This is a genomic window from Candidatus Zixiibacteriota bacterium, assembly GCA_026397505.1.
GTDB lineage: Bacteria > Zixibacteria > MSB-5A5 > GN15 > PGXB01 > JAPLUR01.
Genome location: JAPLUR010000091.1, coordinates 24,641 through 48,013, shown reverse-complemented (window position 1 = coordinate 48,013; position 23,373 = coordinate 24,641). Strand labels below are relative to the sequence as shown.

Here is a 23,373-nt window from a genome sequence, read left to right as displayed (position 1 = left end):
TATGAATGCGGCTTTCAGGGCCGCCTCCTCGGATGTCTGCTGCCCAAAGACAGGGGTCACGAAAAGTAGTAAGGCCAGGCCTATAATGTAATTCTTCATCTCTATTCTCCGGTATTTCTGAAAGATATGCGTCCGACCATATTCATTTTATGGATTATCGACAAGGAATTGATTGCCCTTGAATGCCGCCCGCCGGGCAAGTCCCTTACTTTGGCCCCAAAGCGGAATTTTCTCTTGCCGTCCGGCAATATTTTGCTTGCGTGGGAGGCGGAACTCGGTTATAATTAAGAAGATGATATATCGCGCTTTGGCGCTTCGATACGTGTCAGCGGCAACTTATTACGAAATTTGGCTCGGTCAAATCTGCCGGAGGCGTTCTTTATGGGGTGAAGAAAGAGAAGAAGATTGATAGGGCGGTCTTAAGATCGCTCTTGCGGCTATACCTGATTTTTGGGGCAGTGATGGGGCTGTTTGTGGTGGCATTCTTTCTTTTGCCGGTACGACAGCATGTCATTTCTCCATTCACTTCCTTTATTGCCGTCTGCAGCAGTTTTCTCATGAATGTCTTCGGCGCCGGCTCCTATGTTTCGGGGACCATGCTGGCCACTTCGCAGTACAGTATCGATATTGTCGATGGCTGCAACGGTATCTATGCCACGGCGATTTTGATCTCCGGCGTTATCGCTTATCCCTCGACACTGAAAGACAAGATATGGGGCATTCTGCTGGGAACGGCCGCCATTTTCGCGCTCAATCTGGGGCGGGTGATAAGCCTTTTCTATATGGGACAGCACTATCCGGACATTTTTAACGAGGTGCATGTATATGTCTGGCAGCCGATCATCATCCTCTGGGCGATCTTCATCTGGGATTTCTGGTCACGCCGGATCAAGAAAGAAACGGCGCTCGGTCCGGGTGCGGTTTCTGCTTAGATTCCTGGTCTTCTTTGTCGCCGCTTTTCTTTTCTGGCTGGCGACCACGCCGATCTGTACGCCGATTCTCACTTTTTGCACCGAGAAAATCGTAAAAGTTTTCGATACGCACGATTTTACCAAAGGGATGATATCGCGCGGAAAAACTATTGCGTTGAAATACGCCCCCTCGCCCGACGGCAAACCGCATTTTATGAATGCGCGTAATATCAGTTTCAATACCGTTTTTCTTCTGGCCCTGATTATGGCCGTGCCGGATGTAAATTATAAACTGCGGCTGAAAATTCTACTATTAGGGCTTGTCGTTCTCTTCCCGGTTCAAGTGGTCAGGCTGACAATATATATTCTCAATTATTATGCCACACATATGCAGATGGATGGAGCGCCGATTTATCATTCTCTCTGGCGGAAAATATTATTTTATGGCGATTTAACGCTGACCCGATTAGACAGCATGCTGGTGCCGGTGATAATCTGGGCCGGGCTGTACTATTACTACAAGTGGCATGCAATCTTTCAGAAACGCAAAGCGACACCGATCGCGGCCGCCTGATATATTTTAAGCTAATTATTGAATAGGAGGGAGCATTGCTGCCCCCTCCCATGTGAGGGGCTGACAAAATTGCCAGAAATAGCGTAATCTTTACTTAAATGCCGATCGTAACTCTCCTTCTTCTTCTCACCACCACCCAGGTCATAAACCCGACCAAAAGCACGGCGAAGATGATTAACCCCCATTCGGTGAGAGTGGGGATGACTCCTGGAGGAGCAACCCAGTGGTGCTGACCGAAGTCCACAAACTCGTTGGGACTGCCAATGCCTCCCTCAAAACGATAAACCACTACACTGCCAAACGGAATTGGAGTTGGTATATCGAAATAGACACTATCGCCCACAGAATCCATAGTAAAAGGACCGGTCGCCAAAGGCTGGAGCATGCTCGCCAGATGAGCATTTTGCGCATTGAGCGAGTCCAAAGGTATCTCCTCCGGCAAAACGGCAAAAGTAATATTGCGAATTATTGTCGGGTATGGGCAGCCTGCAAAATCGTTACGTAATACCAGCCGAGCATTCGTGATCGGGAATTCTTGAGGTGCTGGAGTCCAAGGTGGATAGAAGTAGTGGCTCGGCTGCTGGATGTGGCCATTCCAAATCTTATTTCCAGCCGCGTCTGTCCACCAGCCATGGGTATATGGTGCGGGTAAATTAAGTTGATATCCGATGTGGACCCATGAGCAGTGCGGAATAGGCGCCGGGTTCCCAGCAGGGTCTCTGGGATCAAACCACCGAAGATAAGTCTTTCCATTCGCCTTCCACGTGGAGAACTGCGCAAAACGATAAGCACCGAGATATCCATCGAAGTGCCATTCCACCGTGCGAAGCCCCGTCACCTCGATTTCGAGATCATAGGCATCCACGCCGGTGCCGTTGTGCACATCTTTATTTGTGAAGCAACAGGCTTGAGTAGGAACTGACAAAAGCACGCTCAAAAGGATAAAGAGTGCGCTTAATAAAAGTAACTTCTTCATTTTATGAGGCTCCTTCACTTGAAGAGTGCAGGCATTGCTGCCTGCGGTTGTTACCATATCATATCACAAAGCTTGCAGATCGCAGATCGGGGGTGCTCGCAGATCAGGGAAGTAAAACCAGGGACGGGAGGAAACTCTATGTGTGGCGCGAACAAACTTGCGCGGGCTTGCGGTCAGACCTGTTCCCTCCTGTCGCAGGAGATATTCCACAACTATGCCGGCTAACAGCAGGAGCAGCGGATTCAGAAGGAAGACAATGAACGGGATGATGAAAATCTGAAACCCGTAGGTAAATCGTGTCACTAAGTCGGCATCTGCAGTGGGAAGCGCGAAGAGCTGTCCCACTCCGGCGAGATGATTACGGCCATACTCGATCGGCAGCCAGAGAAAAAGCAGCAGCAACGGATTTATGCCAAAGACCTTTCTGGCTTTGAGCACGGCGATGCCGTAGCTGACAAAGATCAGGTTGTAGCAGAAGAGTTGAATGGCGAAAGTCGATGGCGCATGCAGCAGATTGTCCGCATAAGCGATAATAACATACGATGTTGCCAGCGTCGTTCCGAGAAAGGCTGAACGCCACAGGCTGGAGTGAATAACACGCCAGAAGTAGGGAATCAGCGCCAGCAGATACAGCGGAGTGAACTTGCTATGCAGTTGGGCAATAATCAGCAGCAGACTGGAAACGCCGGCGTAAGGGAAATCTTCAGCCCAACAGCGTTCCCGTGACTGTACAAATGCTTGGTCAACACTCCGGCTCTTGACGAACTGTTCTGAATTGCGTTCCATTGCGCAAAGTCCTTATGGATCGAAACCCCTGCGGTTTTGACTTCATCAGAGATCACTTGAATAAAAGCGAATTGATTACCTTATTATTCTTTACGAAAACTCCTTTTCAATTCCCAATAATCAAGCATTGCGCTTTCTATCCCCGGCCAAAAGATTCTGCTTCGCACAGGTGGCGAAGCACCGAGGACAATCTCTACCTATTTTCTATATGGTCAATCAACCGACAGGTAAGAAGAAGAAAGGCAAGGATGAAAAACTCCCCCTGTAACCGTTGCCAAAACAAGAATCAGAGCTTGGCCATAATGGTCTTAACCAATCTGAAAAAATGTTCTAATACACGTTCTGGTCTGTAATCAAATATGTAATGAAGAAACAGCGACCTTCAGTATAAGAATATACCCCCAGTCCTTATCTGTCAAGGGAAAAATCCAGATTCTTGTGTTAAAGCGGACAAACCTTGGGATATTTATTGTCGGACAATAAGTTAAATGGTAGCTCTTGATACTGGAGGCGCAAAGCCATACTGATAATGGCAACCCGAATTCTTTTAAGGCTGTTATAGTAGGAGGGGGCATGGCTGCCCCCTCCCATGTGGGGGGCTGAAAAATTCGCCAGAAATAGCGTAATCTTTACTTAAATGCCAATCGTAACTCTCCTTCTTCTTCTAACCACCACCCAGGTCATAAACCCGACCAGCAGCACCGCAAAGATGATTAACCCCCATTCGGTCAGGGTGGGGATAGGTGCATCCGGCGGTTCTTGGCCCGAAGCAATCTCGAGATCAGAGCCCTCCACGGTTCCAGGCGCCGTGAAATGCATCGCGCCAAACCTCAATACATATACACGATTCGGATATTCTGTGAGCGTGGGCAAGAATTCGGCAAAGCGTCCGTCCTTACTATATGTGACGTAATCCTCTCCACCAGAGTTGGCGATACCGCGGAGAACGACGTGGCTGACCTCACCGTTGATGTTTAGTTTCCAGTCTTTAACAACGGAATCGCCATCGACAACGTCATCCAAATAGACCTGAAGGAAGGAGACGGAGTCGATGTCGATGTCGAAAATGCCCCCACTCGCGTCACTGTAACTGATTTTGAAGTACTCCGTGGTTACCGTATCACCGGGGATCGGTGGGGGGGGTATAGTGTCTGGACAGCAAGCGAGATCCGCCTCGTTGGCGTTGATCGGTGAGGGTCCTGAGGATCCGGTGTGCCACGCTTTTGCACCGAAGTTGTAACCTTTCACGTCTTGGGCCCATTCGTGATTGACCAGTTTAAATCCATTTGAATAATACGACCGCTCGTAAGCGTCGGCATATCCCTTTTTGCCGTGCGAGGTAGTGCTTATGTAGCGTGATGCGGTCCCGTAATCGTTCACAATTTGCGTGTTACCGTAGTAATTGATACCGTGCCAGTACCAAACCTTCGCATTGACCTTGCCCGCTAGGGCATCACCGGGCATCATAAGTCCGCTGACACATGCCAGACCGACCGCAAGACCAAACAACATTCTAATTTTCATTTTATGACCTCCTTCAGTTTCCCTGCCTTGGTATTACTACAGGGCATAGTATGATAATATAGCTCGCAGATGTTCGCACCCGTCTCCGCAGTCCCCATGCAGTTGCGATTGTCCTTTTCTCTATCCCGCTTCTGTCATAGGTACATGCATCTATTATTTAAGTTTTGTAGGTCAAGAACACTGCGGTTTTGATCGCACCACAGATCACTTGAATAAAAGAGAATTGATTAGCCGGTTTTTCTATAGGCGCACTCCTTTCTAATCTCTACCCATCAGCCATTCGTCTCCCTATCCCCGGTAAACAGATTCTGCTTCCTACAGGTGGCAAAGCACCGAGGACAATCCCTATCTATATTCTGTATGGTCAATCAACCGACAGGTAAGAAGAAGAAAGGCAAGGATGAAAAACTCCCCCTGTAACTGCTGCCAAAACAAGAATCAGAGCTTGGCCATAATGGTCTTAACCAATCTGAATAAATGTTCTAATATACGTTCTGGTCAGAAACCAAATATGAAATAAAGAACCAACAACCTTCAGTGTAAAAATATGCCCCCAGCCCCTTGCTGTCAAGGGAAAAATTGAATTTCTTTTATGGAAACGAGACAGGCAATAGATTTCGATTGTGAGGCAACAGCTTAGATAATCCCCCCCTTTTTATCACGTTTTTCGGATTACTTAGCAATCATGGACGATCATTTCATGTTTCTCACAAGTGCGAATGATCGCAAAGATCTAACCCTGCTCTTATCCATGCTCCAATTTTCATGGAGCGTATGAATCAGGCGATAGGAGCGGATCTCAAGAATGATTGTTGCTACAAGCAATAGTAACCATGTCGTCAGCATGACGCTGCCCCTTTTCATTACTGGTACTCTTGGAAAAAGCTATTTTATGAGAGTTGCCTGATTAACAGCTTTCAGTAAAGCATTTGCGATCAGCAGGTGCCCCTGCGGTGTGGGATGGCAGTGATCGATAAAGAGCTTCTCGCCCCCGTTCTTTTCAAATATCACCGGGAGGTCTATTACGGTCACACCTTTCCGCCCGACGAAACTGTCTATTTTCCTCCAATAATCCCTCTTGATCCGCAGCGAGAAATAGTCAGCCTGAAGCGCGGAATCAAGATATATGAAAGCGTCCTGACTGGAACCGGCATCCAATTTGTCAGGGGTTTGAGAAAGCAAATTGATCCCGATATTGAACAGAAACGGCGACCCGGCCGAAAGAACCGCAGGGCTCAAGTCCTCCGAATGCACTTTCTGATATTGACGTCGCGATTCTTTCAGATAATAATCAGCCGAATCATATTCCCGGCTTTGCCAGAATGAAACCCCCAGATTATTGAGCAAGACCGGATTTCCTTTTCCGGTCTCAAGCTGCCGGCGATAATGCCTGACAGCATCAACAGGGGCCAGCGAATCATCATAGGAAGCAAGATAAACGTTCTGAGTAAGTATGTCGCCTCGACCATAAAGGTGCAAAAATCTCTCGCGGTCGAGGCAGTACTTGAGGTTTCGTCCGAGAAGAGAAATCATCTCCTCCGGAAAAATCAGGCGGCCATTATCACCAGTGACATGGGTGAGAGGCTTAAACTGTAGTCCGGCCGGCCAGAGGCGCGGCACCGGCGGTTTGAGTATCAAAAGAGGGCAATTATGGCTCCGGCATTGGTTGGCAATATCAGTCAGGTTTTCTCCATACCGGTCTGCATCAACGCGGATCTGCAGCGCCTGGACTGAATTGGCCTGATGCTCTCGGCCGGTAAGCAAATCCCGCAGCAGGCGATAAAACGCCAGATGAGAAAAGAGTTTTCTAATGGGAATCAGCTTCTGTTCACTCATCAATTGCCGGTCGGAAAAAGCGCCGGAGATGGAGGCGTCATTATTTCCACAATATAGAGTGACCAGGTCCGGTTGATATTTCCACCCTCGCAGTTTCAGGAAACGGGCGATCTGCTCGCTGGAGTATCCGGAGACAGCGGCATTGATTAACTCAATGCTTCGGGTGCCGGCGTACTCTGTCTCGAGAAACGAGCGCAGAATTTCCCCAAAAGCCTGGCGTCTTGATTTCAGCCCCAGGCCCACCGGCGAGGAATCGCCCAGAAGAAGGATACGATAGCTCTTTGGTTCTTTTCCGGCTGGAATTTCATTACCGAGGAAGTGTTCCGCATTTGTTTTAATAAGGGGATTATCGAGATTGGGTTTGAAACGCCAGAGGAGATCCGGATCCGGCTCGTGCCAGTCAAAGAATGATTTGAAAAACTCCGCCTGCCAGCCCGGCTGGATGTCCGCTGAAGTCGCTTTTCGCGCCAGCGCCGACTCTATAATCCGGGCGGCCGTCTCGAGCAGAAGGAACATGAGCAAAAATGCGATCAACGTAAAAAGGAGTTTTCGATTCATATTCCTAATTTATCCTCTTCGGAAATTAAGGCAAACCTTAAATAACTGTTTCCCCAGGGGTGGAAATTTCATACTTTGTTGCCGTATGATAGATTTTCCGCCGGAATTACGCAAAGTCTTACAATCTGTGAAGCGAGTAGCCGTATTGACCGGAGACGGCATCTCGGCCGAATCGGGGGTGCCGACTTTCCGCGGCACTGAAGGGCTCTGGTCGAAATTCCGCCCGGAGGAACTGGCCACGGTTGAGGCATTTATGGATAATTCCAAGCTTGTGTGGGAGTGGTACTTACACCGGCGGGAGCTGATGAGCAAAGTTTCCCCCAACCCCGGTCATTTCGCACTTGTGGAAATGGAAAGGCATTTCGAAGATTTTACATTGATCACGCAGAATGTCGATGGGCTTCACCGCACCGCCGGCTCCCAAAATCTGCTCGAAGTTCACGGAAATATCTCCCGGAATAAATGCTTCGCATGCGGTCAGCCATTCTCCGGCGAAATTGATATCGAAGCCGGAAAGCTTCCCCTCTGTAACTGCGGCGGTAGAATCCGTCCTGATGTGGTCTGGTTCGGCGAGCTTCTGCCGGAAGAGGCAGTGATGGCTGCTTTTGAGGCCGCCGCCCGGGCGGAACTGTTTTTTTCGGTGGGAACCTCGGCCCTGGTTCATCCGGCAGCGGCGATGCCATTTGCGGCCAAGAGGAACGGCGCCTACCTGGTGGAAATAAATCTGGAGCCAACCCCGCTGACCGAATTTGCCGATTTTGCCGCGCACGGGAAAGCGGGCGAGATTCTCCCCGAAATTGTCAGGATTATGAAAGAATGAAAAAGAAATCCCCCCAGGAAATAATCGAAATCGGGCAAAATCTGTATGATTCGCTTGATTCCTGTCGGCTCTGCCCGATGGATTGCCGGGTCAACCGCCTTAAAGAGCAATTGGGGAAATGTGAGAGTACGGCCGAACTGAAAGTGGCCAGTTTCAATATCCATTTGGGAGAGGAGCCGCCACTTTCGGGCGGCGGCGGTTCCGGGACAATTTTCCTTTCCCATTGCTCCCTTTTCTGCAAATATTGCCAGAATTATCCTATATCGCAATTTGGCAACGGCCGCGCTGTGACCATTGAAGAATGCAAGGATATGATGCTGGACCTTGAGGAGCGCGGCGCCGAGAATATCAATTTCGTCACTCCCGATCACATGCTTCCGATGATACTTCTGGCACTCGGGCAGGCCCGGGCCGAAGGGATGCAACTTCCCCTTGTTTATAACTGTTCCGGTTATCAGAAACTGGATATATTGCAGCGGTTGGATGGTATAATAGATATATATCTGGTTGACATGCGATATGATGATGATGAAATGGCTTTGAAGTATTCTGGGTGTCATAATTATGTAGAAATCAATCGAACCTCGGTGCGGGAGATGTTTCGTCAGGTTGGGAGTCTCAAATGTGACCGGCGCCGGATTGCCCGCTCGGGAGTAATTGTCCGTCATCTGGTGCTCCCCGGGAATATCTCCGGTTCCGCGGGAATTTTCAACTTTCTGGCCGGCGAAATCTCGAGGGATATTTATATTTCGCTTATGAGTCAGTATTTTCCGGCCTACAAGGCGGCCGACGAAGTCGCCATCGCCCGGCGTATCACCGCGGCCGAATTCGAATTCGCGCTGGAATCATTTTATGAGGCGGGTCTGAGAAACGGATTTATTCAGGAACTGGCGTATGAAACAGTTTAAGCGGATAGCTGTTCTGCTGACGATTCTTATCATTGCCTCGGGCTGTGTCTATTATAACACCTTCTATTATGCCCGAAAAGCCTTCAACGAGGCGGAATCGAAACGAAAAGAGGCGGGTCGTAAGGGAGGCAAAAGCGGCAGCTGCGGGTATAACCGGGCTTTGGATAAATCTCAAATCGTTCTTGAGAAATACCCTAATTCCAGCTGGTATGATGATGCTCTTTTTGTCAACGGGGTTTCCAGCTTCTATATGGGCGACTATTCTAAGGCGGAAAAAAGGTTTCGGGAACTGATTGCCAATTATCCCAAATCAGAATATGTCATGGAATCACGCTTGTATCTGGCCAAGACCAAGTTGAAGCTGGGTGAAGAAACGGAGGCGATGAGCCTCTTTGAAATTCAGCTTGAGGAAAGCAAAGACAAAACGGTCAAGTCCCAGGCGGCTGTGGCTCTGGGGGAATATTATTTCGGTGAGAAAGACTACGTGACGGCGGAGAAATACTTCAATTCGCTCATTGATTCGCTGGGAGCCACCGAAGATAAAATTGTCGCTCAGATGTATGTGGCCGACGGGCAGTATGTCCGATTCAATTACAAGAGCGCCCTCGAAAACTATTTAAAAGTCCTTGCTCTTAAGCCGGTGCTGGCGGATGAGTATCGGGCCACTTTCCGCGCCGGGGAATGCTGTTTCTATCTCAATGAGATTGAGGATGGCATGACCTATTTCAATAAACTGGCGCAAAACAATCTCTTTTATGATTCACTTTCGGCGATTCGGCTCATGATAGCGTTCGGACATGAATTGGATGGTGATCTGCCGCTGGCGGAAAGAACCTATAAGCAGGTGGCGCTGGAGGATCAGAGACAGGCCGGATCTATGGCTAATTATAACCTCGGACTTATCTATCAGTTCGATTATGAGGATTATAAGAAGGCCAAGGAATACTACGACCTGGCCAAGCGGGCCGGCTCCGGAAGCGGCATTTACCATGATGCCCTGCAGCGTTCCACCGATATCGGCAAGTTGCAGGAGTACTCGAAGCGGAAAGTCTTTGACTCGACATCCACGCAGGAGGAAATCGATGAAGCCGCCCGAACGCAGTACCTTCTGGCCGAGCTGTACCTGATCCAGATGGGGAAACCGGATTCGGCCATGCAGGAGTTCCGTTACGTGGCCCAGAATTTCCCCGAAGCCTATATCGCACCCAAGGCCATGATTGCGATCGCCCAGATGTTGCGTGACAGCTATGATGACACGCTGGGGTTCGATACCACCCTGCGGGTTGTCCTCGGGAACTATCCCCGCTCCGATTTTGCGCCCGAGGCAATCGCCCTTCTGGGACTTAGCGGCACCTTGGCCGATACCGGCTATGCCGGATACTATTACCATAAAGGGGAGAATTTCTCCTTTGACGACCGCAATATCGATTCCGCCAAATACTATTTCTCCATTGTGGCCGACAGTTTCCCCCGCTCGACATACAATAAGCAGGCCCGATATGCTCTGCTCTGGCTGAAAGAGATGTATGAAAACCCGGAGGATTCCTCGCTGTACTTTGCTTATGCCAACTTTGCCGACTCATTCGGTCAAACCGAGTATGGGAAAGCGGCGATCAAGAAGCTGGCCGGACGACCCAAATTCGTCAATCCGACCGGAAAAGATGAGAATATCCCTTCGGCCGACACGACCGCTGTTGCTGATGCCCAGGACGCCGACACTACCGGCGATTCCACCCAGCAGAGAACTCTCACTCCCGAAGAGAAATACTTTATCGGCCCTGACGGGAATACCCTGTTCGCGGTTCAGGGTTCGCCTCTCCGAGTCGATCGGGAGTTCAAATACCCGCCGGCGGCGTACACAACAAATTTTGAAGGGTTCCTTTATTTTCAGATCCGCATCGATCCTTTCGGCGATGTCGTTGATTTGAGACTGATGAATCCGACTCCCTCCGAGCCGCTCAATCAGGAGGCCTACGAAACGGTGAAAGTGTCGCACTGGGATACGCGCTGGATTCCTCCACAATTATATGATTCATGGTTTGTTTATAAATATTTGGTGCAACTTCCTCGGAGTATGAAGTGAGCCGGATTGCTATCGAGGATGTAAAAATTCTCGATTCTTCCGATCTGGGCCGGGGCAATTATCGCTTGATACTCGGTCCTTTCGGTCGCAGCAGAAGTATCATGGCCGGGCAGTTTGTCCATCTTCAGGTTCCCGGTGGTTCTGTTTTTTTCCGGCGCGCTTTCTCGGTGTATGATGTCAATCCGGAAGAGAAGACTCTGGAGATACTCTTCAAGGTTTTCGGCCGGGGGACGGCTCTGCTGGCGAAATGCCGGAGGGGGGATACGGTCAATCTGATGGGACCGCTGGGGCATGGGTTCGATCCGCCGGGTAAGAAAGAGTCCGTGATTCTTGCGGCGGGCGGAATCGGTATGCCGCCTCTATATTTTCTGGCCAAACAGATGATTCAGAAAAAGCATGAATCGGATAAAATTCATTTTTTCTATGGCGGCAATTGCCGAGCCGATTTGATTGAGGTTGCCCGTATCAAAAAACTCGGAGTGAAGCTGCATCTTTCCACCGACGACGGATCGTTCGGTTTTAAAGGGTTTGTAACCTCAGGCATCAAGGAATATCTCGAAAATAATAAGGGCGATTATCGCCTGTATGCCTGTGGGCCGACCGGGATGCTCAAAGCGATTGACCGTGTGGCGCAGGAGCGGACGATCCCCGGCCAGCTTTCGCTCGAGGCGCCGATGCCGTGCGGAATCGGGGTCTGTCTGGGGTGCGTTCTCCCCCTGACATCGGGGGGATACACGCGCGTCTGCCGGGAAGGCCCCGTCTATAATATCGGGGAGGTGCTTTTATGATGCCCGACCTCGCCGTGGAAATTGCCGGAGTCAAATTCAATAATCCGATTCTGACCGCCTCGGGCACCTGCGGTTATGGCGAAGAGCTGGCCGAGCTCTTCGACCTCTCGCAACTGGGTGGAATTGTCACCAAGTCGATAACGGTCCGCCCCCGTGAGGGACACCCGCCGCCGCGCACTGCCGAAACCGCCTCGGGTATGCTCAACGCCATCGGGCTGGCCAATGTCGGGGTGGATAAATTCATCGAAGAAAAACTGAAATTCCTGGAGAAGTTTGATACTCGCGTAATAGTCAATGTGGCCGGAGCCAAAGTGCAGGAATATGTCGAAATCTCCGCCCGTCTGGCAGATTGCTCCCGGGCCGACATGATCGAACTCAATTTCTCCTGCCCCAATGTCGAGGCCGGTATGGCTATCGCGGGCGACCCGATTGCCGCCGAGAAAGCGGTCCGCGAGGTGAAACGGGTTTTCCCCCGCCCGGTTATCGCCAAACTCTCCCCCAATGTCACCGATATTGTCGCTATTGCGCGGGCCTGCGAGGGGGGCGGCGCCGATGCCCTCTCGCTCATCAACACCCTGGTCGGGATGGCCGTTGATATCGAGACTTTTCGTCCCTGCCTGACCAACAATACCGGCGGCCTTTCCGGGCCGGCGGTCAAGCCGGTGGCGCTGGCCATGGTCTATAAAGTATATAAAGCGGTGAAAGTGCCCCTTATCGGCCTCGGGGGAATCAGCAATTATAAAGATGTCGTGGAATTCCTTCTTTGCGGGGCCACTGCCGTTCAGATCGGAACCGCCCTTTTTATCGAGCCGGATGCCCCGATCAAAATTGTTAAAGACTTGCGAAATTATCTTACAAAGAATAAATTGGGCAGTGCCAGAGAACTTGTGGGTCAATTGAGGTCGTATTAAATGAGCGCTACCGGTGAACTGAAAAAGATTCAGGAAAAAAATAAATCGATGCTCTGTATCGGGCTCGATCTGGATCGGAAAAAAGTCCCGACCGCCTATGCCACCTCGATTAAGGGGCTGTATGATTTCGCCATGAAAATCATCGATGCCACCGCCGATCTGGTCTGCGCCTATAAACCGAATCTGGCCTTTTTTGAAGAGCTCGGGCCCGAGGGATTCTCCCTTCTGGAAAAAATTGTCACCAAAATCCCCGACGGGGTGCAGGTTATTCTCGATGGCAAACTGGGCGATATCGGCAACACCGCCTCCCATTATGCCGCCGCCATGTTCGAACATTTCGACGCCGACTGGGTGACAGTCAACCCGTATATGGGGTACGACTCGATTCGGCCTTTTCTGGAATACAAAGATAAAGGGGCTTTTGTCCTTTGTCTCACTTCCAATCCCGGAAGCCGCGATTTTCAATTTTTGCATGTTCTCAACAAGCCGGTTTATATGTATGTCGCCGAGAAGGTGGCTTACTGGGACAAAGAGCAGAATCTCGGTCTGGTGGTCGGCGCCACGCATCCGGAGCAACTGGTCGAAATACGGAAAGCGGCGGGTGATGTTCCTATTTTGATTCCCGGCGTGGGAGCGCAGGGGGGAAGTCTGGAGCAGGCGATTATCGGCGGCACCGACAATTTCAAAAAGCCGGCTTTGATCAATGTCTCCCGGACCGTTATTTATGCCTCGTCGGGCGATGATTTCGAAAAAGCGGCACGCACCGAAGTGGAAAAGCTTAATGCCGTGATCAGCGAACTCCGCACCAAAAGCACCACCCCCTGAGTTGAATTCCTCCTGCGCCGTCAGAATTCTCTTTTGACACCCCCGTTATAATTGCCACAAGGCCCCGCACAATTCCAACCGCACGGTTATCAGTCTTTGAGACTATTGAGTACATCTCAGGGGTGTTCCGGCCAGTCTTCATCCGGTCGCGCAGGAGGCGGCTGGTCAGGCCCAAGATTAGTCGGGCTTATCTTTGCGAAAACGAAATTCTCCGGCGGAACCGGGCGACCGGCCAAACGGCGCAGCATAGCCAACTGGCCGGCATGGGTCATTGCATCCGACAAAGGCCCTTGAAGCAACTGTTCCGGCGTGATATTTTTCCACTCGCTGCTCTCTGCAATAAGGCGCGCCAGGTCGGCCAGCGTTGCATGAAACCGATTTATCTCTGCGGAAAATTGAGGTAGAGGAGTTACACGGTAAGTACCACCCACAAGAAAAGTGCGCGCGTATCCCAGAACACTATTCATATGGTTAACAAGTTCATGGGGCGTGCGAGCCTTCGGTGCGGCGTGAAAAGTGGCGAAATCTTCAGGCGCCCCACGAAGCGCCTTCTGTGTCCGATAGGCCAGCGCGGCCAGGAAATGAATCAAGAGCGTCCGCTTATCGTCCATTATTTTCTCCTCGTGATGATTTAAAGCGCCGTCAGGAGTCCCTCCTGACGGGACTGTTCTATATCCCAGGCACGTCCAATGAATATCTACATCCAAATCAACATCTGAAAGTCCCGCATAGTTGCGTGCACTTGAGCACCGCCATTTGATCGGATCGTCAACCAAACCGCGCCGGACAGGGTTAAAATGGAGATATTCCAGTTTCTGCCCTAAAGTATCTTCATTTGTTATAACAAAACAATCAAAGCGCGGTTTCCAAATCCTGCAATCCTCAGCGGGTTCTTTGGATGCAGCCACTGCAAGCAGCTTCAGAAGACCTGTCTGACAACTGTCTTCCAAATAACTCACAATTTGATGGGAAGTATATCTCTTAATATTGCCAATGATTTTTGATATGCTGCTTTCAGGCTTTGTCTTCACCAGAAGATGAAAATGGTTCGGCATTATGACATAGCCGATCATCCAAAAATCGCCGCGAGATTGACAAGATTTCAGGCTACCCAGCATTATGTTGCAGCATTCTCTTGAATCAAACAGGTCAATAAATCCGACGATTGTGGACGTGACGAAAAACAGGTCACCATATTTCTCATAATTCTGTCGATTACGGCTTCTCATATTGTAATTCTATTCCGTCAGGAGAGACTCCTGACGGCGCAGGAAAACCTCAGAAATGTGGAGATATGGGCTGCTCCCCGTCTTTGGCCGGGTGGCCAATCATTCATGATGAGCCTGTCTTCTTCGCAATTCCTAAACCCGTTACCCCCCAACGGGTGGGAATTCTCAAGCGCTGGGCTAGGCGCAAATCAACAACTGCAGTCTTCCACCTAATCTCCCATAAAATAGCCGGAATTGATGCCAGGTTAAGCTAAACTTGCCTGCGGTTTCATATAAAGCCCCACGCAACTCGTTGTCCCCCATAGTACCCTCTTCAAAATCTGTAGCGCATCGATGGTGATTCGGAACCTTTCCCATTATATAGAAGGAAATTATTATGCTTTTTGATGAAAATCAACATATTTTCAAGCGCCCAAATACGGTCATTCTCAACAATGGCCCCAAAACGACCGGCCATGCAAAACAAAAAACAGGCCGTCCCGCCCAAAACCTTGTCACATTTTCACAACTTATTTGCGCATACTCTCTTACATCGTTGGCCTTATGCTTTATCATAGCCACCCCGAGCCTGCGCAACTTTTAAAAATCGAAGAAACAAACCCAATTTTGCCATTGGTCGAATATTGTCTAATCCATTGTTTCACATGCGATATCGACGGAATAGGGTGGCGGGCTTTCGGTTTTGATCATAAAGGGGTATTGCCATCAGGCAAGGGATTTCTTAACTTATGGGTAAGAGACCCTGATTTTCTTTCACGACAGACAACCGGAACTATTAAAGGGAAATGCTTATTCGTATAAGTTTAATTAACGAAAAGAATTGATTATCACTTCAAGATAGGAGAAATCTTATGGAGACGATCAAGGCTTACGTGGCTTCCGGCCCGGGAGAGGCGCTGAAACCGTTTCAATACCAGGTCGGTTCTTTAGGCCCCGAGGAGGTTGACATAAAAGTGCACTATTGCGGCATTTGCCACTCTGATCTTTCGATGATAGATAATGAGTGGCAGATGAGCAATTTCCCGTTTGTCCCGGGGCATGAAGTGGTCGGGGAAATCGTGCAGGTGGGTAATGCCATCACTCATCTCAAGCCGGGCGACATAGTCGGGCTGGGCTGGTTCTCAAAAAGCTGTATGCGTTGCGATGCCTGCCTGAGCGGCCATCACAACCTCTGTTCCAGTGCCGAGCAGACCATGATCGGCCGCTACGGCGGCTTCGCCGACCGGGTGCGATGCCACTGGTCCTGGGCCATCCCTCTGCCGCCGGGACTGCCGGCGCAAGCCTCCGGCCCGCTTTTTTGCGGCGGCATTACCGTGTTTGGGCCGATTCTCCAATTCGGCGTATTGCCGATCCATCGTGTCGGTGTGGTCGGCATCGGCGGGCTGGGACACATGGCCCTGCAGTTCCTGAATAAGTGGGGATGCCACGTAACGGCGTTCAGTTCGACCCTGAGCAAATCCGAGGAGGCGCGTCGTTTCGGCGCCCACGAGGTCGTGGCCTCCAACGATGACAAAGCCCTTGAGTCGCTCGCTTATTCGTTCGATTTCATCCTCGTCACGGCCAACGTTCCGCTGAATTGGGGACTATATATCAATGCCCTGAAACCGAATGGCCGTCTGCATTTTGTCGGGGCCGTACCGCTGCCGTTGAATATCAGCGTCTTTTCGTTACTCGTGGGCCAGAAATCGATTTCATCGTCCCCGCTGGGAAGTCCCGTCCGGGTGCGGCAGATGCTGGAATTTTCGAGCCGTCACAAGATTGCGCCTCAGGTTGAGATGTTTCCCATGTCGAAAGTGAACGAGGCTCTGGCGCATCTGAAATCGGGAAAGGCCCGCTACCGAATCGTCTTGAAAAGCGATTTTTGATATTGCGGAAAGACTCAATTCAGACCCTCTTTCTGCCGATAATATGGGAAATTAAGGAGGTTTCATGAAAAGAGTAATCCTGGCGTTTTTATGCCTCATGTTCGCCGCGCCGACCTTTGCCCTGACCGGCCTCTCTTTCGGGGTCAAAGGGGGATTTGTGAGCAACTACGAGCAGCCGGGTCTGGCGGTGGGGGATTTCAGCGCCGAAAAAATGAATCTGGCCGGAGCGCAGGTTAAAATCAGCACTCTGCCGATCATTAATTTCATTGTTTCCGGAAACTATGCCTGGAAAAATAACAAATACGATTTTGGCGGGCAGACTTTTGAGTTGCAGATGCACGACCTTTATTTCGATGCTTCCGCAGTCTATCCGATCAAGTTCCAGTTTGTATCCCCATATTTCGGCGGTGGAGTCGGCAGCCATAATCTGAGCTTTGACTATGTCAAGCCCCTGTCGCTGTCACTTGCCGATAACGATATCACGGTTCCCGGTTCGGTTTCACGCCTGGGGTACCATCTGGTCGGTGGCATCAATATCGGCCTTCCCGCGTTCCCGTTCGGTATCAGCGCCGAATATCGGATGAACTGGATCGACACGCCCGGCAGTGTAACCAAATACAACAGTTTTACTTTCGGCCTCGATTTCAAACTTCCATAATAGTCATTCTCTCTCCATCTGAGAATACCGGCATTTCTGCCGGTATTTTTTTATCTGATTGCTTTTCTTCGATGGCGGATATATCATTCCGGTGTTTCAGATCGTATTTTCAAGGAGGTATGGTGGCCACTTCTTATAGCAAGTCGAAAATTGAGACTTTTGGCACCTGTCCCCGACAGTACAAGTTTCAGTACATCGAGAAAGCGGCAGTGAAAAAGCCGGTGAGTGTCGAGGCCTTTTTGGGTGATGCCGTGCATCGGGCGCTGGAAAGACTCTATTCGTTCAAGCTGAATCTGCGGGTTCAGCCGCCGAGCGAAATGCTCGAATTTTATAATAAGTACTGGGAGGGGCCGGACAGGGACCGAATCAAAGTAACCCGCGAAAATCTGGGCGTTGATGATTATATCCGGGTCGGCGTCGAGGCGCTGACCAAGTTCTATGAGCAATACGCCCCTTTCGAGGACGGTGTCTCGTTGGCGCTGGAGAAAAATATCAGTTTCCCCCTCGATCCCGAGGAAAGGTTTGTTATCCGGGGAAAAATCGACCGTCTCTGCCGCCGCCCGGACGGTATCGTGGAAATAATCGATTATAAGACCAACTCATCCCTTCCGGCGCAGCGGTCGCTTGAAGATGATACGCAGATGGGACTGTATCAGCTGGGGGTCAAATATCTCTGGCCTGATTTCGACCGGATTGAACTGAAGCAGATTTTCCTGCGGCATGGCGTTTCTCTTTCTGCGGTAATGGATGATGACAAACTTGAGGAGATAAGTTACCGAACATTCCAGAGAATTCTGGAGATTGAAAACGCCCGGCGAGAGGATAATTTCCCGCCCAAAGAATCAGCCATTTGCGACTGGTGTGTTTATTTTGAGCTCTGCCCCGCCAAACGGCACCGGCTGGCGCTCGATGATGATATTCCAGTGGAATTTGATAAAAGCATGGGGAAAGAACTGGCCGAAAAGTATTTGAAAGTCAGCCGGGAAAAGAAGCTTCTGGATTCCCAGCTCGATGCCCTCAAACAGGATATCATCTCCTTTTGCGCCGCGGTTGATATTACGCGGCTGGAAGGATCGGGCGGCCATATCAAGCTGTCCGTGTCCGAATCCGAGACCTTCCCGACCAAGTCTGATGACGAAAACGCCTATTATGAGATTTCCGCCCTGGTGCGCGAGGCGGGACTAGAGGAATGTTTCAAGCTGGATCAGAATATCTTATATAAAGAATTTTTTGTGCGTGAGAAGCTCCCCCCTGCCCTGAAAGAGAGGCTTCAGGCCTTTTTGCGCAGGAAACGCCAGGCAATTGTCCGTGCCAGTTATGATAAAGAGGAATAAAATAGCCCGACAGGAGGCCAAGCCTGTCGGGCCTGAAATCTGATTGGTCACTAGATCCCGATATTGTCTACTTCTTTTCCTTCTTCTCCGCCTCCTTGGCAGCTTCCTTTTCCACAGCTTTCTTCACGACAAAAGCCGGATAGATACCATCAGAAGGCTGCTTGACCAACTGCAGGCTGTTGCCCGGGGGAGTTGTCGTGCTGTCAACCTTAAATGATGTTATTTCCTTGCCGTCGAGTGAAGAAACAAATATGGTGGCGATTCTTCCTTTTCCCGGTGGAATCGGCGGCACCGAAACCCCGATATCGGCGATCAGGCCTATGGTCAGGCACTGTGTGGTGGTGTCGGGACGGGCGAATTTGACCCGGAAAGCCTCCGCCCGACCACCGGTGAAAATGGTCGAATCGGCGACCAGCCGGTTGTTACCCGCCGAAAACGTTACCGGGACCGATATCGCAATGATTTCTTCATCATTGAACATGGAGATATTGATTCCCCAATGCTTGGCATCGATCTTATACGGTTCGGCATAAACGGTATCAACCGCGCCGTATGTATCAGCGGTCTGGGCCATCAGATTGGCAGAAACAAGCACCAACAAGGCAACCATTAGCAATGCTGATTTTTTAAGTCTCATTTTTCCTCCAGCCAGAATTAAGTTAAAAGGTCTTACTCATTATCATCGGTCATTGGTTTTATATTTTTACCATCTTCCAGTGGCAATAGTTCCCTTTTAAGACGGTTTATCAGGGAGTCGGCTTTGACCGGATTGTTCAATTGTTCCCTATAAACCGTGGCCGCATTAAGGAGACCCTGGCGGCCGATATCGCTTTGAGGGAATTTTTCGAATATTTCCTCGAGATATTTGGCGGCCAGATCCCATTTCCCCTGTCGCCGGGCGATTTCCGCCTTATAGGAAATTGCCGAAGCTTCAATCGCGGAACCAGAATATTGACGAATCATGCGGTTATAAAAATCCTCACCCCGGCGAAACCAGCCATTTCCTCTGGCCGTATCCCCGGTCTGCATATAGTGATCGGAGATAACAAGATAGCCATTGAAAGCCTCTTCGCTGGTTGAATAATTGTCAATCAGCCATTGTAATTCATTCTCGGCCAACTGCCATTTCCCCTGTTGGGCCAGCGCCAAAGCGATATAATTTTCCGGCGCTGGATTTGACTGAAAATGTTGACTAAATTTATCCTTAATAAGCCTCATCGTAGCAAGGCAATTTTCATAATCCTTATTGTTAAAATAGGCGATCCCCTTCCTGACATAGATTGCCGGCAGAAAAGAGGTGTCTTTTATCTGGTTTATCAAGTTGTCATACATCAGGATAGCTCGGGTATAATCCCTTTTCCCCGAGGCTGTAATATTGGCTACCATCAGGGCCGCCTGAATGTCGGTTTGGCCCGTGGAATCCTTTATCAGGTTTAGATTTTCTATTGCCTTATCCCAATCCCTCAAATCGGTGTAAAGACGGGCCAGATTGCTTCGAGCGGCTGTCGCCAGGGCAGAACTGGGCCACTCCTGTATGAGTCTCTGGTAGTAAGCCATCGCCGACTGCGCATGAATTCCGGCGGCCACCGTATCTCCCAGCATCCGATTGACATTGACCATTTCCAGCGGAAGATTGAGTACCGGGGTGTAGATTTCATTATCGTTGTCCACCGGGGGATAGAAAGTATCAATAACACTCTGATATATCCTCATTGCCTCCATCCAATCCCCTTTGGACTGAAGCAGCCGGGCCAGATTCAAACGAGTGGTGAGCAACGGTCGTCCCTCAAGATGAGTGAAGGTCAAAAGCTGGTTAAGAACCAATATTGAAGAATCGTATTTTCTCTCGCCATAATAGATACTGGAAAGACGGTTGGCGGCCATATAGGCTACCGTTTCCAATTCCTTATGTTCCTTAGGGTGAGTCCCCAGCGGAATGGAGTCGATGTTTTTCCAGCAATATCCGGTGACCTCCCGGTAGGCATTCTTGATGAGATCCCAGGTAGCTCGGTCGCTTAAGTTCGGTTTTATGCCGGCGGTGTTAAAGAGCTTTTCAGCCTTTTGAAGCAGCTTTTCCCCATTATATCGAATGGCAATGCTTCGGTCCGTGCTGCAGCCGAGGAAAAGTATACTGACCACAGACAGGAAGATCGTGGTTCCGGCAGCAAATGACAGCTTATTTCTCAATGGCTTCCTTGCTAAATAGTCCAAACAGCATTCCGTGCTTCATTCTGATTGCAGAATATCAGGAATAATCAGAAAATATAAAAAAAAACCATGATGTCAAGGTTTTGAAAATATAAAAAAAGCCCGGCAATCGCCGGGCCATGAATTATTCGAATGGAAAGTTCAATCTTTTTTGCGAATTGCCATCGAACCAAGCAAACCCAGACCAAACAGGAGAAGTGTGCCCGGCTCCGGCACAACCGTAAATGTCTTATTCATCAGATCATTTCCGCAACCAAGGGTATTGTGGAAAGATATTGTTCTCATGCCGGCCATATCAATCAGACTGCGGTTAAAAGAGAATTCCATGACCCAGGTGTCGCCGCTGCCCTGCATCGGGTTTGTCTCCAAACCCTGCCACATGGTGTATTCATGATTGACAGTCCCGAGATTCGTTCCGGAAGTCACATTGTAAGCTCCCACCGTGGTTCTCACATAAGAATTGCCATAATAGGAACCGGGAAGATTGTAGATACCATCATAACTGTTGACAGCATAAAGCTCCCGGGTAAATGGATCGATGGCGTAGCTGGTGCTGCTGCCGTCAAAACCGAAAAATATATCGCCGAGGTTGTAGGTCTGATGCCATGCGGAGGAAGTCGCAGCCAAGCCAAAAGAATTAACTAAGGCGACATGAACCATATCTCCCGAAATGCCGAAATGGATCCCCTCAAGGTCGAATTTCTCGCCTCCCTCGCCCAGATACCCCGGGGAGGGATAATTTTGAATGTGATAAGGATAATAGACCGGACTATAATTATTATTTTCATCGAATGGATTCCCAAAATCATACCCGAGCTTATATTCAAATGCACCGGAATTTCCTGCAAACATAAAGAGGCTCAAGAAAGCCACCATTATCAAACCTTTTTTCATAGTCAATCCTCGCTCTATAAAAGTCTCATTAATATTCTAAATATAATTACTCATTAATAATGCAAGCAATTATAGTACCCTTCCGCAAAATAAGAATATTGAGCGTAAGTCATTCTCCGACAATAAATAAGTTCTTCAATAAAGTTTATAAAAAGGGATGCGAACGAATAATCTGCAAAATCGTGCAATAATTTAACAGGAAATGTCTATCTTGTTGAAATGATTACACCTATATGGAATTATTTTCAATAACGACTGCCGCCGATTCTCCATCCAATTTCTGCTTCCAAAGCAAAATCGTAGGTAAACCGATGGTGATTTGGACAGGATCTTACTTTCAAGAGAAGAAATAACCATTAAAGGAAAGTGTAAAATTATGGACAGATTGAAATCATCGGAAATTATCCGGGCCAAAAAGGCTTCTCTGCCGGTAGAATCAGCCATCAGTCGCTCCGGGTCAGCGACACGGCGGCTGGTCTGGAGCCGGAACGATTATTGTCCCCAGAAATTTCGAATCGAACTCTACCGGTTTCTGAGAGACAATATCCCCCTCTTGAATGCCTGCATCTGGACCTGGAGTCGTCTATCATCAGCGCCGGGACAATTCGAGTTGATCGGCAATATTCCGGAAATGCAGCAGGCGGAGGCACAGGAGTATCTTGAGCAACTCGCTCTCCGCCTGTACACGCTCCAGGGGCGGCAAATGGGCGGACTGGAGTCATTCCTGCCGTTCTTTTTCAGTTCACTTTATACCGATGGGGCTTTCTGCGGATTTGTGATAATGAGTCCCGACTGCGGCGGAATAGATTATTTCCAGCCAATTGATCCCTCATATATTGTTCGCGTTTCCGACAAAGGTGGGGATTATCTGGTTTTGAAAACAGAAACCGGAGATATCAAGATTGAGGGCGATGATTTTTATTATTTCGGCCTGAACACCGATATTCAGAAGGGCCTGGGTAATTCCATCCTGAGCGCTGTGCCTTTTGTCGCCTATATCGAACAGCAGCTGGTTGATGATATGCGGCGAACCTCACACAACGCCGGGTATCATCGCTTGCATGTCAAAATCACTCCGCCCGAAAAGATGGCCGGCGAAACCGATGAATCCTTTGTCGGCCGGATCAACGAGTATTTCGATGAAACCGTGGAGATGATCAAAGACTGCGAGCCGGAGGATAATCCGGTCACCTGGGATAATGTGAAGGTCGAGTATATCGGGCCGACCAATATTACCGGCGTGGGCAACACCTGGTTTTTAAATCACCGCGCCATGGTCGAGGAAATTTGTTCCGGCACCAACCTGGCGCCATTCATGCTCGGGTACAGCTATGGCACCACGCATAACTGGGCGCAATTCAAATATGATCTGGTGATGCGTCAGGTTATCTCGGTCCAGCGCCAGACGGCTCGCTTTCTCGAGTGGCTGGGGAATATGGAGTTGGCCCTGAGAAATATCGATGCCCGGTGCCGCTTCAGTTTCGACAATACCTTCACTTATCTGGAGTCGGACCGGGCCGAAATCGGCAAGACCAGAGTCGATAATGTCATCAAGCTGTACACCGCCGGATTGATATCGAAAGATACGGCGGTCGGCGCGGCCGGTGATTTAATATAGAAAAGATATTCACTTCCGACGACTGGCGACAGGCCATCCGGGATATCCCCTTTTTTGCCCGGCAATT

The 23,373-nt window shown here is 49.6% G+C and carries 21 protein-coding genes; 13 read left to right on the top strand and 8 right to left on the bottom strand.

Annotated elements, in window-relative coordinates; translation table 11 throughout:
• Positions 1-386: 386 nt before the first annotated feature.
• Together xrtH and NT002_09595 are read left to right on the top strand one after the other, a co-directional pair.
• A complete protein-coding gene (gene xrtH, locus NT002_09600; GenBank protein ID MCX6829519.1) occupies positions 387-932 on the top strand; it encodes an exosortase H in 546 nt (181 codons plus the stop codon).
• Positions 916-1,485 carry a hypothetical protein gene (locus NT002_09595; protein ID MCX6829518.1) on the top strand — a complete coding sequence of 190 codons (570 nt, stop codon included), beginning with the start codon at positions 916-918 and terminating at the stop codon, positions 1,483-1,485. Before xrtH ends, NT002_09595 begins: the two co-directional genes overlap by 17 nt.
• A gap of 94 nt (positions 1,486-1,579) precedes the next feature.
• Here the strand turns inward: NT002_09595 and NT002_09590 are convergent, their stop codons facing one another.
• The 4 genes from NT002_09590 to NT002_09575 all read right to left on the bottom strand — a co-directional run bounded on the left by NT002_09590 (position 1,580) and on the right by NT002_09575 (position 7,165).
• Entirely contained in the window at positions 1,580-2,461 is an 882-nt protein-coding gene (locus NT002_09590; protein MCX6829517.1) for an IPTL-CTERM sorting domain-containing protein, read from the bottom strand.
• Between the two features lie 63 nt (positions 2,462-2,524).
• The gene (locus NT002_09585; protein MCX6829516.1) at positions 2,525-3,247 is read right to left on the bottom strand and encodes a hypothetical protein; all 723 of its coding nucleotides are present in this window, start codon (positions 3,245-3,247) and stop codon (positions 2,525-2,527) included.
• 633 nt (positions 3,248-3,880) lie between these two features.
• Positions 3,881-4,771, bottom strand: a complete 891-nt coding sequence (locus NT002_09580; protein ID MCX6829515.1) for an IPTL-CTERM sorting domain-containing protein — start codon at positions 4,769-4,771, stop codon at positions 3,881-3,883.
• 885 nt (positions 4,772-5,656) lie between these two features.
• A complete protein-coding gene (locus NT002_09575) occupies positions 5,657-7,165 on the bottom strand; it encodes an SGNH/GDSL hydrolase family protein (GenBank protein MCX6829514.1) in 1,509 nt (502 codons plus the stop codon).
• 85 nt (positions 7,166-7,250) lie between these two features.
• Here NT002_09575 and NT002_09570 point away from each other — a divergent pair, with 85 nt between their 5' ends.
• From NT002_09570 to pyrF, 6 genes are read left to right on the top strand one after another with little or no spacing between them, the layout of a single operon-like run.
• A complete protein-coding gene (locus tag NT002_09570; GenBank protein MCX6829513.1) occupies positions 7,251-7,985 on the top strand; it encodes an NAD-dependent deacylase in 735 nt (244 codons plus the stop codon).
• On the top strand, positions 7,982-8,893 hold the full coding sequence (locus NT002_09565; protein MCX6829512.1) for a 4Fe-4S cluster-binding domain-containing protein: 912 nt from the start codon (positions 7,982-7,984) through the stop codon (positions 8,891-8,893). Before NT002_09570 ends, NT002_09565 begins: the two co-directional genes overlap by 4 nt.
• On the top strand, positions 8,880-10,976 hold the full coding sequence (locus NT002_09560) for a tetratricopeptide repeat protein (GenBank protein MCX6829511.1): 2,097 nt from the start codon (positions 8,880-8,882) through the stop codon (positions 10,974-10,976). Before NT002_09565 ends, NT002_09560 begins: the two co-directional genes overlap by 14 nt.
• On the top strand, positions 10,973-11,764 hold the full coding sequence (locus NT002_09555) for a dihydroorotate dehydrogenase electron transfer subunit (GenBank protein MCX6829510.1): 792 nt from the start codon (positions 10,973-10,975) through the stop codon (positions 11,762-11,764). The genes NT002_09560 and NT002_09555 overlap by 4 nt, the downstream gene beginning before the upstream one ends.
• Positions 11,764-12,675 (top strand): dihydroorotate dehydrogenase, encoded by a 912-nt coding sequence (locus NT002_09550; GenBank protein MCX6829509.1) that lies wholly within the window; start codon positions 11,764-11,766, stop codon positions 12,673-12,675. Before NT002_09555 ends, NT002_09550 begins: the two co-directional genes overlap by 1 nt.
• Complete coding sequence (gene pyrF, locus NT002_09545; GenBank protein MCX6829508.1) at positions 12,676-13,500, top strand: orotidine-5'-phosphate decarboxylase; 825 nt, start codon at positions 12,676-12,678, stop codon at positions 13,498-13,500.
• Between the two features lie 116 nt (positions 13,501-13,616).
• Here pyrF and NT002_09540 read toward each other — a convergent pair whose 3' ends face one another.
• The gene (locus tag NT002_09540) at positions 13,617-14,111 is read right to left on the bottom strand and encodes a hypothetical protein (protein MCX6829507.1); all 495 of its coding nucleotides are present in this window, start codon (positions 14,109-14,111) and stop codon (positions 13,617-13,619) included.
• Positions 14,112-15,105: 994 nt separating this feature from the next.
• Here NT002_09540 and NT002_09535 point away from each other — a divergent pair.
• The 4 genes from NT002_09535 (at position 15,106) to NT002_09520 (ending at position 18,586) form a co-directional block, all read left to right on the top strand.
• Complete coding sequence (locus NT002_09535) at positions 15,106-15,312, top strand: hypothetical protein (GenBank protein MCX6829506.1); 207 nt, start codon at positions 15,106-15,108, stop codon at positions 15,310-15,312.
• Positions 15,313-15,580: 268 nt separating this feature from the next.
• Complete coding sequence (locus NT002_09530; protein ID MCX6829505.1) at positions 15,581-16,594, top strand: NAD(P)-dependent alcohol dehydrogenase; 1,014 nt, start codon at positions 15,581-15,583, stop codon at positions 16,592-16,594.
• 64 nt (positions 16,595-16,658) lie between these two features.
• Positions 16,659-17,252, top strand: a complete 594-nt coding sequence (locus NT002_09525; GenBank protein ID MCX6829504.1) for an outer membrane beta-barrel protein — start codon at positions 16,659-16,661, stop codon at positions 17,250-17,252.
• Positions 17,253-17,371: 119 nt separating this feature from the next.
• Positions 17,372-18,586: a PD-(D/E)XK nuclease family protein gene (locus NT002_09520; protein ID MCX6829503.1), complete on the top strand. Its 1,215-nt coding sequence runs from the start codon at positions 17,372-17,374 to the stop codon at positions 18,584-18,586.
• A 67-nt stretch (positions 18,587-18,653) separates the two neighbouring features.
• Here NT002_09520 and NT002_09515 read toward each other — a convergent pair whose 3' ends face one another.
• From NT002_09515 to NT002_09505, 3 genes are all read right to left on the bottom strand, one after another.
• Positions 18,654-19,223 carry a hypothetical protein gene (locus tag NT002_09515; protein ID MCX6829502.1) on the bottom strand — a complete coding sequence of 190 codons (570 nt, stop codon included), beginning with the start codon at positions 19,221-19,223 and terminating at the stop codon, positions 18,654-18,656.
• 32 nt (positions 19,224-19,255) lie between these two features.
• Positions 19,256-20,773, bottom strand: coding sequence for a tetratricopeptide repeat protein (locus NT002_09510; protein MCX6829501.1), 1,518 nt, complete (start codon positions 20,771-20,773; stop codon positions 19,256-19,258).
• 162 nt (positions 20,774-20,935) lie between these two features.
• Positions 20,936-21,688, bottom strand: coding sequence for a PEP-CTERM sorting domain-containing protein (locus tag NT002_09505; protein MCX6829500.1), 753 nt, complete (start codon positions 21,686-21,688; stop codon positions 20,936-20,938).
• A gap of 376 nt (positions 21,689-22,064) precedes the next feature.
• Here NT002_09505 and NT002_09500 point away from each other — a divergent pair, with 376 nt between their 5' ends.
• Positions 22,065-23,306, top strand: a complete 1,242-nt coding sequence (locus NT002_09500; GenBank protein ID MCX6829499.1) for a hypothetical protein — start codon at positions 22,065-22,067, stop codon at positions 23,304-23,306.
• The last annotated feature ends 67 nt before the right edge of the window (positions 23,307-23,373 follow it).